Source organism: Arsukibacterium sp., assembly GCF_018402695.1.
Taxonomy (GTDB): Bacteria; Pseudomonadota; Gammaproteobacteria; order Enterobacterales; family Alteromonadaceae; genus Alishewanella.
Window position 1 is genome coordinate 1 of the sequence record NZ_JAGYIM010000015.1, and the last position, 15,852, is coordinate 15,852.

Here is a 15,852-nt window from a genome sequence, read left to right on the forward strand (position 1 = left end):
CTAAGGATCGATCAACCGATCGCGAAAATATTTCTTAACTGATCGGCATTAGCCTTAGGGCGCCTTTTTTATTGCTTGGCATCCAGAGAAATACCAAGGAAATCGCAGGGCTGAACGCTCTTGCTTCGAGTGATTATTAGCCTATTGCGATTAAGATAGGCTATGCTGGTAGAGTATCGAACAAGCATCGAGGTACATAGCCATGAAAAAAGAAAAAAATCCAGATACCGAATCAGAGCAACGTTTAGAAAACGTTTCCGGTAATAGCTTAGCTCAGGCTCTACCTATTGGTATCGCTATCGGTGTAGCGCTAGGTGTTGCATTTGATAACATGGGTTTAGGCATCGCTTTGGGTATAGCTATCGGCGTAGCTTTTATACCAGCATTTAGTAGTGCTGCGAAAAAGAAAGATTCCAGCGACGAAAGTGAATAGCGAAATACCATGACAACCTGGATAAGCCATAGGGGCTATGCAAAATCAGCTACCGAAAACACCGGCGAGGCTTTTGATGCCGCTATTGATTTAGGCTTCGAGCATCTTGAAACGGATTTGCGTTGTAGCCGCGATGGCCATATCGTGCTTTGTCATGATCCAGATCTTGCGCGTGTTGCTGGATCGTCACTAGCGATTCACCAGTTAACTCGGAAAGAACTTTCACAACAACGTTTACGAGGCGGTGAATTTCTTTTGTTTTTTGATGAGCTGCTTGAACGTTATGCCCACTATCGTTGGATATTAGATATTAAACCAGAACAGGCTCAGCAAACCTTCAATGCACTTGAAAAGTTATCTGCAGATGCTGCGGTAGCACGGTTCTTAAATCAACAAGCGCGATATCTCGTTTGGCAAAACAACCACAAACAAATTTTAACCGACGTCGTAGCAGATGCCTTTTGTCTAGCGCGTGAACCTGAGTGTTATCGAGCGGGAACTGCCGCTCTTCTAGGTTTACCCGGCTTAGGTAAAATCGTAAAAGGGCAGTACTACGCAGTACCACCGAGATTAAAAGGCGTTCCTATCTTAAATAAAAATATGGTAGCGCGGTTCCATCAACATGGCGCCCACGTGATCGGCTATTTGCCCGAAACTGCGGCACAACACGAGCAAGCGTTAGCCGCCGGCGTTGATGAACTACTTACAAATCATGCCCCGGAACTATTGAAAGCAGAAACGCGTAGTGCAAGCGGTTTTTAGTCACTTCATGGCTTGCTTTTAAGCCTTTGATCGGTATAATGACGCGTCCATTCCGATGCCTATCTTCCTCCCAGCTTGCTATCACTTGCTTAAGGTTGGTTTAACATCGGGATTTAGAATAATTTCTAGGGGCATAGTTCCAATTGGTAGAACAGCGGTCTCCAAAACCGATGGTTGGGGGTTCGAATCCCTCTGCCCCTGCCACTTTCCTTGATTATGAATATATCAGCAAGCCAGGCTCAGTTACTTCGTCAGCTTAATATAAAGCCTTTACAGGTCCGCTCGACTTTTTTCCCGCAGTCAGTTAATCAATCTGAAACTGAAACCTCAGGTTCTGCGCAGTTGTTGCAGCCGGAAGATAGTTTATTAAGTTCTGATATTAAACACCTGCTAATACAAACTGCTGTAACTGAATGGTTAATTGACCCTGCTGCCAGCGAATGTACCCTTACAGACAACGGTAGTGTATTAGTTACCCCTGTGCTTGCTGAGCTGCAACAGCCCGCACTTAAGCGACAGCTCTGGCTATTGTTGCAACAGCAGTTAACTGATCATGCAGATTAAACCTTTATCATCAGCCGATATTCCAGCTTTGCTGGCAATTGAAACAGTCGCGAATCGCTATCCGTGGACAGAAGGCGTTTTTAAATCCTGCTTCGGTAGTCAGTATTTTAATTTTGGCCTGTTCGATGATGATCAACTACTGGGCTTTTATTTCGGCCAGTTTATTGCCATCGAGAGTCAGTTATTTAATATTTGTGTCAGTACCAATCAGCAAGGTAAGGGGCTGGGCGGAAAGTTGCTTGCGCATTTTATTGAACAGTCTGCGCAGCGTACTGCTGCAGAAGCCTGGTTAGAAGTCAGGGCTTCTAATCAGTCTGCTATCCATTTATATCAGAAGCATGGTTTTCTAGAGGCGGGCTGCCGGCCAAACTACTATAGCAGTGCTAGTGGTAAAGAAGATGCCATCATGATGTGCTTACCCCTGAGCTTTACAAATTAATCCCACGCTGTGCCAGCGGCAGTGATGCTGCTATAATCCCCGACAATTATTTTTCATTGCTTTGCCAGCCAGCCCTCTGGTTGTTAACTGATATTGGATACCATGACTAAAGATAAATTTCTGCATGAAATAGACAGCAGACGGACCTTCGCTATTATTTCTCATCCCGATGCCGGCAAAACTACAATCACTGAAAAAGTACTGTTATTTGGGCATTTGATCCAGAAAGCCGGTACGGTAAAAGGCAAAAAATCCGGTCAGTTTGCGACTTCTGACTGGATGGAAATGGAGAAAGAGCGTGGTATCTCGGTCACCACATCGGTTATGCAGTTTCCGTATAATGACTGCCTGGTAAACCTGCTGGATACCCCGGGCCATGAAGATTTCTCGGAAGATACTTATCGTACTTTAACCGCAGTGGATTCCTGTTTAATGGTTATTGATGGCGCCAAAGGCGTTGAAGATCGCACCATTAAGCTGATGGAAGTAACCCGGCTGCGGGATACGCCTATCATCACCTTTATGAACAAGATGGACCGGGATATTCGTGACCCGGTCGACTTGCTTGATGAAGTAGAAAGCGTGCTTAAAATTGCTTGTGCTCCTATTACCTGGCCGATTGCCTCAGGCAAAGAGTTTAAAGGTGTTTATCATATTCTGCGTGACGAAATCATCCTGTATAAATCGGGTATGGGGCATACCATTCAGGATTTAGATGTTATTAAAGGTCTGGATAACCCTGAGCTGGATAAACGGATAGGCTATTATGCTGCCCAGTTGCGCGAAGAGATGGAGCTGGTTCAGGGCGCCAGCAATGAGTTTGACCAGGAACTGTTTTTAAAAGGCGAGCTAACGCCGGTGTTTTTTGGTACAGCATTGGGTAACTTTGGTGTTGACCATATGCTTGATGGTTTGACCGAGTGGGCGCCAAAGCCACAGTCCCGTTTAACCAATAGCCGTAAAGTCGAGCCAACCGAGCCCGGCTTTAGTGGTTTTGTATTTAAAATTCAGGCTAACATGGACCCGAAGCACCGGGATCGGGTGGCGTTTTTACGCATCGTTTCCGGTAAGTATCAAAAGGGTATGAAAGTAAGGCATGTGCGGATCGGTAAAGATGTGTTGATCCCACAAGCACTGACTTTCCTGGCCGGCGACCGCGAGCATCTGGATGAAGCTTACCCAGGTGATATAATCGGCTTACACAATCATGGCACCATAAAAATTGGCGATACCTTTACCACTGGTGAAGATATGCAGTTCAGTGGTATTCCTAATTTTGCGCCAGAGCTGTTCCGTCGCATCCGTTTACGTGACCCGTTAAAGCAAAAGCAGTTACTAAAAGGCCTGGTGCAATTATCCGAGGAGGGCGCGGTGCAGGTATTCCGGCCATTGGATACTAACGATTTAATCGTTGGCGCAGTGGGTGTGCTGCAGTTTGATGTGGTAGTTAGCCGCTTAAAGTCGGAATACAACGTTGATGCCCTGTATGAAAGTGTTAACGTCGCCACAGCGCGCTGGGTATATAGCGACGATGGTAAGGCCTTGCAGGAATTTCAGAATAAAGCCAGTGCGAACCTGGCGCTGGATGGCGGTGATAACCTGACCTACATTGCGCCAACGATGGTTAACCTGAACCTGGCAACTGAGCGCTACCCGAAAATTTCCTTCCAGAAAACCCGTGAACACTAACAGGCTGGTGATATGAATATTAAGCAACTTCTCAGTGACAGAACTTTAGCCGCCTTTACTGTATTAGGTTTACCGGAAGGGACAAACCCGGCTGTTACTCAAAGTACCCGGCCAGAATTTGGTGAGTATCAGATTAACGGTGCCATGGGCGCTGCCAAGCTATTAAAAACCAACCCCAGAGAGCTGGCAGGCAAACTGCTTGAGTTACTCGAGCTCAGCGATATTGCAGAAAAAGCAGAGATAGCCGGTCCGGGCTTTATCAATGTATCGCTTAAAGCCGACTGGCTGGCGCAGCAGCTAAAGCATGCTGCTGGCGACAAGCGTCTTGGGGTAAGTATCAATCCACAGCCAAAAACGGTAGTGGTAGATTACTCGGCGCCTAACTTAGCCAAAGAGATGCACGTTGGCCATTTACGTTCCACCATTATTGGCGATGCTGTGGTTCGTACCCTCGAATTCTGGGGTGATAAAGTTATCCGGCAGAACCATATGGGCGACTGGGGTACCCAGTTTGGTATGCTGATTGCGCATCTGGAAGATAAACTCGCTGCCGGCATCGATTTAGAGCAGGTAGCACTGGCCGATCTGGAAGATTTTTACCGCGAAGCGAAAAAACGCTTTGATGATGAAGCCGGCTTTGCTGATAAGTCACGTGACTATGTGGTAAAACTGCAAAGTGGTGACAGCCATTGCCAGAAACTGTGGCAGCTGTTTATTGATACGTCAATTAAACACAGCGACGAGGTGTATCAGAAACTGAATGTTACGCTGAAGCATGCTGATATTAAGCCAGAAAGTGCTTACAACAGCATGCTGCATGGCATAGTGGATGATTTAAAACAGCAAAAGCTGGCCGTGGAAAGTATGGGTGCGCTGGTGGTATTTTTATCTGAGCTGGCCGACAAAGACGGCAATCCATCACCCTTTATTGTTCAGAAAACCGGTGGTGGCTTTTTATATTCAACTACCGATCTTGCTGCTTGTCAGTACCGCAGTCATGAATTAGCCGCTGACCGCATTATTATTTTTACCGACGCGCGCCAGGCGCTGCATTTTAAGCAGGTTGAGTTAGTGTCACGTAAAGCGGGGTACCTGCGCGATAGTACGGCTTATGATCACTGCCCATTCGGTACCATGATGGGGGAAGACGGTAAACCTTTTAAAACCCGCACTGGCGGCACCGTTAAACTGGTCGACTTACTGGAAGAAGCGGTAGTGCGCGCTAATACTGTTCTGCAGGACAAGGCTACTGATTTAACTGCCGGCGAAATTGCTGAAATTGCTAATAAAGTAGGAATAGGCGCGGTCAAATTTGCCGATTTATCAAAAAACCGCACCAGCGACTATATTTTCAGCTGGGATGCCATGCTGAGCTTTGAAGGCGCGACCGCGCCGTATTTGCAATATGCTTATACCCGGGTGCGCAGTATTTTGCGTAAGGCTGATGTCGCTGAGAATTTTCAGGCTGATATTGTGTTGCAGTCAGTGCATGAAAAGCAGCTGGCTGTTAAATTACTGCGGCTGGAAGAAACGCTGCAAATGGTGATTAAAGACGCTCAACCCAATGTACTCTGTAACTATTTATATGAGTTAGCCAGTTTATACATGAGCTTCTATGAAGCTTGCCCGATATTAAAAGACGGTATTGAACCAGAATTACGTAGCAGCCGTTTAATGCTCAGCATTTTAGCATCCAGGGTGTTACAGCAAGGCCTTGATTTGCTGGGTATTGAGGTAATGGAGCGTATGTAATGAAAATTGACGATATTCGCCGCAGTTACACAAAAGATAAGTTAGATGCAGACAAGCTGAAACGGGATCCGATTGTCCAGTTCGAGCTGTGGTTAAAAGATGCTATTGCTGCTGAACTGCCGGATCCTACTGCAATGTGCGTGGCGAGTGTCGATAGCCGGGGCCAGCCGTCACAGCGGCTGGTACTGCTGAAAGATGTTAGTCAGGAAGGTTTTACCTTTTACACTAACCTTGGCAGCCGTAAGGCAACAGAGCTGAGTGCTAACCCTAAGGTATGCTTGCACTTCCCATGGCATCCGCTAGAGCGGCAGGTTATTGTCTATGGTACGGCCGAGCGGGTGCCAAATAGCCAGGTAATGAAGTACTTTTTATCAAGGCCCAAAGAAAGCCAATTGGCAGCCTGGGCGTCAGAGCAAAGCCGGCCAGTATCAACCCGTCAGGCGCTGTTGCAGAAATTTGCTGAGATAAAACATAAGTTTGAGCATGGTGAAGTGCCATTGCCGTCTTTCTGGGGCGGCTTTTTAGTGCGGCCACACCAAATAGAATTCTGGCAGGGTGGTGAGCACCGTTTGCATGACCGATTTATGTACAGTAAATCAGCCGATGATAGCTGGGGTATTGAAAGGTTATGCCCGTAACCAGCGACAGACCGGCCACGGTTAAGCTGTTTGATACTCACTGTCATCTCGATTTACCCGAGCTGGCCAAAGCACAAGCTCTGTACTGGCAACAGGCGCAAGATGCTGGGGTGGCTGCTTTAGTTATCCCGGCAGTGGAACAAGCTGGCTGGCAAAACTTGCTTAAACTTCACGTTAGCCAACCAGCCTGGCATATCGCACTCGGTATTCACCCCTGGTGGGCAGCTAAACATGATTTGGCCGATATAGAGCGGCTAAATCAGTTGCTGCAACAACATGCGGCTGACGTTTGTGCTATAGGTGAAATTGGCCTCGACTTTGCGCTGGCTGCAGATACGTTTGACCAACAACAGCAGTTGTTTGCAGCACAAATTACTCTGGCAAAAAAATATGCTAAACCAGTAATTTTGCACCACCGAAAAAGCCAACCCCAGCTGCTGGCCGAGCTGAAAAGACAACAGTTTACTGAAGGTGGCATCTTGCATGCGTTCTCAGGCAGTCAGCAGCAGGCCCGGGCTTTTCTGGACCTGGGCTTTAAACTGGGTATTGGCGGTACTATAAGCTATGAGCGCGCCCAGAAGACCCGTAACACCGTACAAAAGCTGCCATTAAGTAGCTTTGTGCTGGAAACAGACGCGCCGGCAATGCCGCTGGCAGGATTTCAGGGAGAGATTAATACCCCCGCCCAGCTACACCATATTTTCGCTGAGTTTTGTTTGCTGAAAACCGGATCTGCAGAACAGATCGCTGCAACCCTGTGGCAAAATACGCAGGATATTCTAAGGCTTGGTGAGTCGTAAGCTCTGTCTGGATAAGCGCGAGAAACTGCGACGCAACAAGTAACCTATCAGACCCGTAATTAGCAGTAATAATAGCAGGTGCCGCATCAATTGTTGCCAGCTGGCAAAGCTTGGGTTTAGTTTAGTATCCGGTTGCAGACTAATCTTTATATAACCGAGTAACTGCTGGTCACTGCGGATTTCCTGAACCAGAGGCACTAAAGCCTGGTTGGCAAACTTTCCATACATCACTCTGGCCGCTGCACTGGCTTCAGACCAACTGATACGTACGCCATTACTATCGTAAAAAACCACATCGTACAGAAAAGGGCTGGCAGCAATGTTGCGGGTCAACTGCTCCAGGCCAGCTAACTGATCATTTTCTATCAGATAGGCAGCGGCCTGAGATAAAGTAAGTAAATTCTCCCGCATAAGTTGTTCAGCCTGATTTTGCAATATTACCTGTCCCTGATGGCTGGTTTTCACCCAGCTATGTAAAACAAACCAAATACCCAGCACTGCAATAGCTAATTGCACCAGCTTAATAACACTTGAAGTGGAGCTTGGTATTGCGATATTGTTCTGCATATTTTTTTAAACAACAACTGCTGCTGGCCCGGATTTGCTAAGCATGCCATGGTATTAACTTCAAGTATAGGCTACCCATTGTCGTTCTCAATTTCCGTCAGTCCAACCCAGCTGACCGGTGCTGATGTCACCGCACTATTGACTGAGCATAACGCTCTGTGGCTAAAAGCCGATGGTACGCAATTGCTGATGCAAAAACTCGCTGCGGTAGGCTCACTAGCCGAAGCAGGACCTGAGAGCGATGATGCAACCGAACACTATTGCCAGTCAATCCGACTGTTTGGCAAGCCGGCAGACGGGGCACTGCTCTATAAGCTTCGCATGTTAATACCTGAAGCTATCGGCTTAAAAGCGTCTCTGTTTCAGCCCCATCTGCAATTGCCAGTAGCTTTGCTTATTCAGCTGTCCGCTGGGATATCAACTGAGTTGCAGCAGCAGTTACACAACTTTGCCAATCAACAACAGATTGAATTGGTTTATCTGAACCAGTCGGTCCAGTTATCAAAGCCTGGCCTGTTAGTGATGGATATGGACTCCACTGCAATAACTATTGAATGTATTGATGAAATTGCTGCGCTGGCCGGTGTTGGACCGCAAGTGGCGGCTATTACCGCGCGGGCGATGAATGGTGAGCTGGATTTTGCCGCCAGCTTAACCGAGCGGGTAGCCGCATTGAAAGGCGCGCCGCAATCGGTACTGCAGCAGGTGCTGGATAATTTACCCTTGATGCCGGGTTTAACCGAGTTAGTGAATTACTTGCAGCAACAGCATTGGCGGGTTGCAATCGCGTCGGGTGGTTTTACTTATTTTACGAATGTACTGCAACAGCGGTTAGCCCTGACTGCCACTTTTGCCAATGTATTAGAAATTGAAAATGGTGTATTAACTGGCAAGGTCGTGGGTGATATTGTTGATGCTAATACCAAAGCCCGAGCGGTAAGCCAACTGGCAGAAACTTACGGTATAGCTACTCACCAGACAGTCGCTATTGGCGATGGTGCAAACGACCTACCCATGTTAAAAACAGCGGCACTGGGCGTAGCATTTCATGCCAAACCTAAGGTGCAGGCTGCGGTGTCAGCCAGGATAAATCAGGGTTCATTACTGCAACTTTTATATTTACTGGACCCTGCATGAAGCATCAGCAAAGTTCAATGTATGTGGACCTGCAGCAGTATCAGCTGCATTTACGACGTTTAATACCGCTGCAAAACGCGGTAAGCCCGGTGTTATTTTTGCATGGCGCGATCGAAAATGGCCGCATTTTTTATAGCCAGTCAGGTAAAGGCTTGGCATGCTATCTGGCTGATCAGGGCTTTATTGGTTATTGCGCTGACTTTGCCGGTCGTGGCCTGTCGCAACCTCAGCTCAGTACAGGTTTTAATCAGAGTCAGCATCAGGTTATTACCCGGGATATTCCGGCATTAATTGAGTTTGTCTACCAGCAGCATCAACAACCGCTAACCATAGTTGCTCATTCCTGGGGCGGAGTGCTGTTGACCGCAGCATTGGCCCGTTTCCCTGAATTAATCAGTAAAGTGCGGGCGAAAGTATATTTTGGTACTAAAAGGGTGATCACTGTTCAGAGCTTTGAGCGCAAAATTAAAATTGACTGGGTTTGGAGTCGTATTGCACCCTGGCTGGGCCGTAAGTATGGATATATACCGGCAAAACAATGGCGCTTTGGTGCAGACAATGAACCAACAGAGTTTTTATCTGACACGATTAACTGGATAAAAGGTGCACCCTTCGCAGATATAACGGATGGGTTTGATTATGCTGCGGCCAGCCAGCGGACAGATTGGCCGCCCAGCTGGCACTTTGCTGCGGTGAAAGATACCGTACTGGGCCATCCAGATGATGTACAGCGTTTTATTGAAGAAACCGGGCAGCAGCATGGTAAATATACCTTGCTGGGCCGTGACCATGGCTATTTACAGGATTATGATCATATATCAATGCTGACCCATCCCAATGCCAGTGAAGATCATTTTGTTCAGCTAAACCATTGGCTGACTGAGCTGTCCAATCAGAATGGTTTGGCCAGATAATGGTCGCTACCCCGTCTCCCGTCCCAGAAGGACTTGCTGGTGTGCCTTATCGTCGCCAACCTGCTCCAGACAATCATAGCGCCAGGCCAGCTCTTTACTGATATCAACGGCATCTCCGACTCCCGCCACGCTCCATAGCTCTTCTTCCAGTGTTTTCGCCCGATGAATCGCGTAAACACTGATATAACTTATTTCGCGGGCAATATAGTCGGTGTCGGGCCGGCCGGTACGGGACAGGAATAAGCGGAATGCAAACAGAGTGGCATCCTGCAGGGCTTGTTTAATGAACGTCTGTTTCTGTGATTCATCGTCAAATTCATAATCGTAAAAGCTTTCTATCTGCTGACCTGCCGCGGCGGGAGGGCGGGATACTCTGATATACAGCTCATAGCTTTTCGGCGGGTCAAACCGCTTCATTGCTTTTAGCTGCTGGGCAAATTGCAGGTTGGCGGTGCTGTTTTTCAGCAATAGTTCAAGGTTAAGCGGCCCCTTGTTACTATCTAGTAATAATAAGGTGTGCAAGGCGTTTGGGGTCGCACCCTGTGCGATGACATTTAATTCGTAGCGAATGCCTTTTCTGTGCAGATAAAAAGCAAAGTTGTTTAAAGCCTTTAAATACATGCTACGCAATGCTTCGGACAGCCCCGGATATTTTGGTGTTTCTTCTGCCAGGGTCAGCTTGGCCCGGTTATTCTGAATTAACTGCTGAAAAAACTGCTTTGCGGTATGACCATTCTCCGAGGAGAGGGCTCGAAGGTTCATTATGGTGTGGCTTTTACTCACCGCCATGACTTCGTAAGGCAATTGCGTTAACTGGTGCTTGCTGGTAATTTTTTGTAAATCAACCAGATCCAGCTGAACAATGTCACCTTTACTGTATTTCACCGGTTCTATTGTCTCTATTTGTAAGCCACCGGTAGAAAAATCCCGGCTGAAACCTGCTACCATTTGCTCATTTTGATGTAATTTTACGGTGGTTTTATACAAATATCGTGATTCCGCACGCAGATTAATGTATTGCACAGGAATTGCTTCACAGGCCGGGACCTGCGGTAATTTACGATGGCCAAACTGATTTAACTGGCTTAGCTGAGCGGGATTATATTTGTATTGCTGATAATTGACGGCGTTATTTGCACTTATATCAGTAAGACTGGCGATATATCGCAGATTTTTTATTGCCCCCTGAACTAAGGGTGTTAAACCCACTTTAGCTGGAATTGATTCAGTTTTTTGCGGCGCTGCAGGCAAGTTAAAGGTTTCAGTGGCGTGCTGCGCTGTGGTTTTAACCAGGTTTAAATGAAACACCCGCCAGCTTGGTTTAGCCGCACCAAACCCGAAGAAGGTAGCTCGTAAATCCGGAGCTGCTTGCAACTCTTCCGCTGTGGCAGAGTAGTAATATAATTTACCTTTAGCGGCATGAGTAAAGCAGTACAGAATAGTCGAGCGCTCAGGGCCGGGTTGAGCCAGCAGCGATTTTAATCTTTTAACGGCAAGTAAAGTAATCAGCACTGAACGTTGCTGCTCATCCAAAAAGTAATGCCATACCGATTTGTTGTAATCTGTCGTCAGGGCAAAGCGCGGGCTGACTGCTCCTTCATTCACGGCAAGGTAGACCGGCAGGCTGTTCAGCCTGGGCAGGTAAAATTGTTCATAGCCTTTGGTGGTAACAGCATCAGTGGTATTGTCTAAATTGACTTTGTAGCGGCGTTTATTGCCATGAATAAATTTTTGTAGAAAATTACTAAAGCCCTGGTCCTGTTCAACCGGTTTTTTTTTCAGGCGCCAGTAATTGACTTTGTCTTGCTGCTCAACATCTACCAGTGTGTATTGAATGCCCTGAGGGATATCCAGGGTAAACTCCTGTTCCAGACCGGTAAAATTTATCGTAACGATATCGCCGGTTGCGGCTGCTCTACCTTTGGGAACTTTTAATTTACAGCCGGAAATAGATAAATCACTGGTGGTGGCCACGAAGCGACTGTCGTTTACCTTAACCTCGACATCAATGCCAAAGTTCATCCGCTCTTCAGTTCGGTTTACATAATGGCCAAACTTTACCAGCTTAGCAGTAGCTTGTTCATCAGACGTTGCTGCAGGTTTGTTTTCGTCGCCAGATTCAGCCGTCTGTAGTACAGATTTAACCCGTTGCGCTGTTTCTTTTTTATGCATTACCCGAAAGTTATTGTCGGCGTTCATAACCTCTTCATAGACACCGAGGGTGTAGCCACCATATTGTTTAATGCCATTTTCAAATATCTGAATGGCTTTATCGTCCATATAATGGGTTTTTTCGCGGTAAACAAACGGACGGACTTCACCATCAACATGACCGCGTAAATCAATAAAGTAGTCGCATGGCTGTGCCATACGCTTTAATTCCATTTTTAACAGAAACTGTTTAGATTTAGGTAGGTCTGATGTCAGCAAGCTGAAAACCTGATCAAACTCAGCAGATTTCATCAGGCTTTTCATGCGCTCAATTACGCCAACATACTCTTTCAGGTCTTCAGCGGTCATAGTTTCAATATTCAGATGCCAAAATTCAGGCGTCTTCTGGTTATAATCGTAGTACGCTACGTTGTTATAAAATGAAAAGCAATATCTATGCCTTTCTTTCAAATTAGGATTTTTGGTAATGGCAAAAGTGAAAACAGCTTACGTCTGCAATGAATGTGGGGCCGACTTTATGCGCTGGCAAGGTCAGTGTAGTGAGTGTGGGGCCTGGAACAGCATTACCGAGGTCAGGCTGGGGGCAGTGAAAACCGCAGGAACCCGCCAGGGATACGCTGGCGCAGCCCAGGCCAAGGTGATGCGGCTGGATGAAGTTGATTTGCAGGAGGTACCGCGTTTCAGTTCCGGCTTTGCTGAGTTTGATCGGGTGCTGGGCGGGGGTATCGTGCCGGGTTCGGCCATTCTGATAGGTGGGGCCCCCGGCGCCGGTAAGAGTACCTTATTGCTGCAACTGATGTGTGGTCTGGCCGAGCAGGGCAGTGCGCTTTATGTAACAGGTGAAGAATCATTGCAACAGGTGGCGATGCGGGCCCAACGGCTGGGATTGCCCAGTACTAACCTGAAGATGTTGGCAGAGACTAATGTTGAAACTGTTTGCTTACTGGCGCAGCAGGAAAAGCCGCGGATCATGGTTATTGACTCTATTCAGGTGATGCATCTGGCTGACATACAATCAGCACCCGGCAGTGTGTCGCAGGTCAGAGAGAGTGCCGCGTTCTTAACCCGTTTTGCCAAGCAATACAATATTGCCATTATTATGGTAGGTCACGTGACTAAAGACGGTTCACTGGCCGGGCCCAAAGTGCTGGAGCACTGTATAGACTGCTCAGTGATGCTGGAAGGCGATACCGATAGTCGCTATCGCACGCTGCGGGGTAACAAAAACCGCTTTGGCCCAGTCAACGAGCTGGGCGTATTTGCGATGACGGGCCAGGGCATGAAAGAGGTGAAAAACCCCTCTGCAATATTTCTGACCCGGGGTAAAGAGGATCAGTCGGGCAGTATCGTCATGGTGCTGTGGGAAGGCACCAGGCCACTACTGGTTGAAATTCAGGGGTTGGTTGATCATTCACCCTTAAATAACCCACGCCGGGTTACCCTGGGGATGGAACAGAACCGGATCTCAATGCTGCTTGCGGTGATGCATCGCCATGCCGGTATTCAGATGGCGGATCAGGATGTTTTTGTTAACGTGGTAGGGGGGGTTAAAGTCAACGAAACCAGCGCCGATCTGGCGACGTTACTGGCTCTGGTATCAAGCTTTCGGGATAAACCGCTCCCGAACGATTTAGTGGTCTTTGGCGAGGTTGGCCTGGCGGGGGAGATCCGGCCGGTGCCAAGTGGTATTGAACGCTTGAAAGAAGCGGCAAAACATGGCTTTAAAAGAGCGATTGTGCCGTTGGCTAATAAACCTAAAGAGCAGATTAGCGGGATGGATGTTGTGGCCGTGTCTAAACTGGCGGAGGCATTAGAAGCGATTTAAGTCGTTGTCATTGAAGCCGAAAAAAAGCCCCGGTATTGTCCGGGGCTCTTCTGTCAGAAGCGGTCGTTGGCTGGAAAGTTATGTTTCAGCACTTTAAAGGTGTCTGTTTTCAGTTTTTCCAGACCCAGCTTGTCATAACTTTCTACCATAACTTCCAGTGCCTGCTCGACATGTGGCGAGTCACGGTAGTATTCCACTACATACTTACCCCGGTTAGCGGCTGCCAGAAACGCGCCACGGCGCATGTAATAATCAGCAATCATTAACTCATGACGTGCCAGGGTATCTTTAATTTGCACCATCCGTTTTTTGGCTTCAGTACTGTACTTACTGGCCGGGTAATTGGTAACCAGAATTTTGAAATCATCAAATGCCTGTCGGGTACTGCTTAAATCACGGTCTGCCCGGTCAACCCCAAAAAACTCCTGAAAACTATTTTCATCGGCTTTTAAGTTAGCCAAACCACGCATGTAGTAAACATAGTCTAAGTCAGGCTGATTAGGATTGAGCCGGATAAAGCGGTCGATACTGGCTAATGCCTGTGGCAAGTTACCGCTTTTATAGTAGGCATAAATCAAATCAAGCTGCACCTGACGGGCCAGCGGGCCGAACGGATAACGTGATTCTACCGCCTGTAATAACTCAACCGCTCTGTTGTACAAGCCGTTATCTAATACTTCTTTTGCCTGCTGATACATGGCCTGAGCAGTCTGGGTGCTTGGATCAGGCTGTGTAGGCTTACCCGCACATGCGCTTAACGCTAAAGAAACAATAACTATCAGTAAAAAATTCGCTTTCATGTAAAAATCCGTAACTACTTGGCTAAATGGCTGTCTAGTCGGGTGTAAAATCGCTAAAATAACTGCTATTGCGATTCTACCCCAGATAAGTTGGGGTTGCACACAGGATAACTGCTTCCGTCATGACAAAACAGATAAAACTTTCACAAATCGTCCCTGACCACTTTTATGGTAAGCGCTTAGATCAGGCTTTAGCCGAAATGTTCCCGGATTATTCACGTTCCCGCATAAAAGAGTGGATCCTGGCCGATGCGGTGCGGCCGGTCCAGACCATTACTACGAGCCTGCGCAGATTCAAGGTTGTTGGTGGCGAACAGGTTGATATCATTGCGGATATTGTTGAAGAACAACGTTTTGGTGCTGAACCCATCGCGTTGGATATTCTGCACGAAGATGAGCATATTCTGGTGATAAATAAACCTGCCGGACTGGTAGTGCACCCAGGGGCGGGTAATGCCGACGGCACCTTACTTAATGCACTGTTGCACCATTGCCCGGCATATGGCCAGTGCCCCCGGGCAGGCACAATCCACCACGGCTGGATAAAGGCTACGACTGGCTTAATGGTGGTAGCCAAAACTATTCCGGCGCAAACCCATTTGGTTGAAGCCATGCAGGCGCGGGAGATTACCCGTGAATATGAAGCTATTTGCTATGGTAAAATGACCGGCGGTGGTTTTGTAAATCAGCCAATTGGTCGCCATCAGACTAAACGGACCCAAATGGCGGTCATTGACGGTGGTAAACCGGCGGTGACCCACTACCGGGTGATGGAAAAATATCGGGGCCATACCCGGTTACGGTTACGCCTGGAAACGGGCCGGACCCATCAGATCCGGGTGCATATGGCGTTTATAAACCACTCGTTAGTCGGCGATCCGGTATACGGCGGTCGGCCATGACCACACGCAAAGCGGCAGAGAGTTTACTGGTAATGCTCAGAAACTTTAAACGTCAGGCTTTGCATGCTGCGATGCTACGGTTAGCGCATCCGATAACCAGTGAAATTCTGGAATTAATGCACCGTTACCTGATGATCTGGTTGAACTAAACGCTGCACTGCGGGCCGATACGTTACTGCACGGTATGGACGAAGCCTGAGATGAGTGTTGCCAGGCCGGGAGACGCCGAAAATGCTGACGCCCAGCTGGCCGTGTCAGTCAATGTTAAGGCTGTCAGCTCTACCGGGCGGGAGGTTGTTCTGGTAGGAGCCCCTTTCAAAGTCTTAATTTAGGTAATCATGTTGGCGATGATCCAACGAGCGGTGAGTCGCAGCCGCCAGTTGTTTCAAACCACGGCGGCCATGCCCCGAGCCAGCCCGTCTGGCTTAATCAAACCCATAGCACGCATTGTGTGGTGT

The 15,852-nt window shown here is 47.8% G+C and carries 16 protein-coding genes, 1 tRNA gene and 1 pseudogene; 15 read left to right on the forward strand and 3 right to left on the reverse strand.

The window, feature by feature from the left end:
• The first annotated feature begins 202 nt into the window (after positions 1–202).
• The 9 genes from KG631_RS07475 (at position 203) to KG631_RS07515 (ending at position 7,077) form a co-directional block, all read left to right on the forward strand.
• Entirely contained in the window at positions 203–433 is a 231-nt protein-coding gene (locus tag KG631_RS07475) for a glycine zipper family protein (RefSeq protein WP_126807052.1), read from the forward strand.
• Positions 434–442: 9 nt separating this feature from the next.
• Positions 443–1,195: a glycerophosphodiester phosphodiesterase family protein gene (locus tag KG631_RS07480; protein ID WP_126807050.1), complete on the forward strand. Its 753-nt coding sequence runs from the start codon at positions 443–445 to the stop codon at positions 1,193–1,195.
• Between the two features lie 127 nt (positions 1,196–1,322).
• Positions 1,323–1,399, forward strand: a tRNA-Trp gene (locus tag KG631_RS07485).
• A 12-nt stretch (positions 1,400–1,411) separates the two neighbouring features.
• Positions 1,412–1,759, forward strand: a complete 348-nt coding sequence (locus tag KG631_RS07490; RefSeq protein WP_213997588.1) for a hypothetical protein — start codon at positions 1,412–1,414, stop codon at positions 1,757–1,759.
• On the forward strand, positions 1,749–2,198 hold the full coding sequence (rimI, locus tag KG631_RS07495) for a ribosomal protein S18-alanine N-acetyltransferase (protein ID WP_213997589.1): 450 nt from the start codon (positions 1,749–1,751) through the stop codon (positions 2,196–2,198). Before KG631_RS07490 ends, rimI begins: the two co-directional genes overlap by 11 nt.
• A 102-nt stretch (positions 2,199–2,300) precedes the next feature.
• Positions 2,301–3,887, forward strand: a complete 1,587-nt coding sequence (gene prfC, locus KG631_RS07500) for a peptide chain release factor 3 (protein WP_213997590.1) — start codon at positions 2,301–2,303, stop codon at positions 3,885–3,887.
• A gap of 12 nt (positions 3,888–3,899) precedes the next feature.
• Positions 3,900–5,639 (forward strand): arginine--tRNA ligase, encoded by a 1,740-nt coding sequence (argS, locus tag KG631_RS07505; RefSeq protein WP_213997591.1) that lies wholly within the window; start codon positions 3,900–3,902, stop codon positions 5,637–5,639.
• A complete protein-coding gene (gene pdxH, locus KG631_RS07510; RefSeq protein ID WP_213997592.1) occupies positions 5,639–6,277 on the forward strand; it encodes a pyridoxamine 5'-phosphate oxidase in 639 nt (212 codons plus the stop codon). The genes argS and pdxH overlap by 1 nt, the downstream gene beginning before the upstream one ends.
• A complete protein-coding gene (locus tag KG631_RS07515) occupies positions 6,268–7,077 on the forward strand; it encodes a TatD family hydrolase (RefSeq protein ID WP_213997593.1) in 810 nt (269 codons plus the stop codon). Before pdxH ends, KG631_RS07515 begins: the two co-directional genes overlap by 10 nt.
• Here the strand turns inward: KG631_RS07515 and KG631_RS07520 are convergent.
• Positions 7,057–7,593, reverse strand: coding sequence for an AhpA/YtjB family protein (locus KG631_RS07520; RefSeq protein ID WP_365868447.1), 537 nt, complete (start codon positions 7,591–7,593; stop codon positions 7,057–7,059). The genes KG631_RS07515 and KG631_RS07520 overlap by 21 nt on opposite strands.
• 99 nt (positions 7,594–7,692) lie before the next feature.
• On the opposite strand from KG631_RS07520, the gene serB reads away from it, so the two are divergent.
• Positions 7,693–8,781 carry a phosphoserine phosphatase SerB gene (gene serB, locus KG631_RS07525; protein WP_213997595.1) on the forward strand — a complete coding sequence of 363 codons (1,089 nt, stop codon included), beginning with the start codon at positions 7,693–7,695 and terminating at the stop codon, positions 8,779–8,781.
• On the forward strand, positions 8,778–9,695 hold the full coding sequence (locus KG631_RS07530) for an alpha/beta hydrolase (protein ID WP_213997596.1): 918 nt from the start codon (positions 8,778–8,780) through the stop codon (positions 9,693–9,695). Before serB ends, KG631_RS07530 begins: the two co-directional genes overlap by 4 nt.
• A 6-nt stretch (positions 9,696–9,701) precedes the next feature.
• Here the strand turns inward: KG631_RS07530 and KG631_RS07535 are convergent, their stop codons facing one another.
• Positions 9,702–12,215 carry a PilZ domain-containing protein gene (locus KG631_RS07535; RefSeq protein WP_213997597.1) on the reverse strand — a complete coding sequence of 838 codons (2,514 nt, stop codon included), beginning with the start codon at positions 12,213–12,215 and terminating at the stop codon, positions 9,702–9,704.
• A gap of 118 nt (positions 12,216–12,333) precedes the next feature.
• Between KG631_RS07535 and radA the strand changes: the two genes are divergently transcribed.
• Positions 12,334–13,692 carry a DNA repair protein RadA gene (radA, locus tag KG631_RS07540; RefSeq protein ID WP_213997598.1) on the forward strand — a complete coding sequence of 453 codons (1,359 nt, stop codon included), beginning with the start codon at positions 12,334–12,336 and terminating at the stop codon, positions 13,690–13,692.
• Positions 13,693–13,745: 53 nt separating this feature from the next.
• Here the strand turns inward: radA and KG631_RS07545 are convergent, their stop codons facing one another.
• Positions 13,746–14,492 (reverse strand): outer membrane protein assembly factor BamD, encoded by a 747-nt coding sequence (locus KG631_RS07545; protein ID WP_213997599.1) that lies wholly within the window; start codon positions 14,490–14,492, stop codon positions 13,746–13,748.
• Between the two features lie 122 nt (positions 14,493–14,614).
• Here KG631_RS07545 and rluD point away from each other — a divergent pair, with 122 nt between their 5' ends.
• The 3 genes and pseudogenes from rluD to KG631_RS19195 form a co-directional block, all read left to right on the forward strand.
• Complete coding sequence (gene rluD / locus KG631_RS07550; protein WP_301003682.1) at positions 14,615–15,394, forward strand: 23S rRNA pseudouridine(1911/1915/1917) synthase RluD; 780 nt, start codon at positions 14,615–14,617, stop codon at positions 15,392–15,394.
• Positions 15,391–15,543 carry a hypothetical protein gene (locus KG631_RS18860; protein ID WP_301003683.1) on the forward strand — a complete coding sequence of 51 codons (153 nt, stop codon included), beginning with the start codon at positions 15,391–15,393 and terminating at the stop codon, positions 15,541–15,543. The genes rluD and KG631_RS18860 overlap by 4 nt, the downstream gene beginning before the upstream one ends.
• Positions 15,544–15,737: 194 nt before the next feature.
• Positions 15,738–15,852, forward strand: a pseudogene (locus tag KG631_RS19195) (hypothetical protein); the annotation flags it as partial.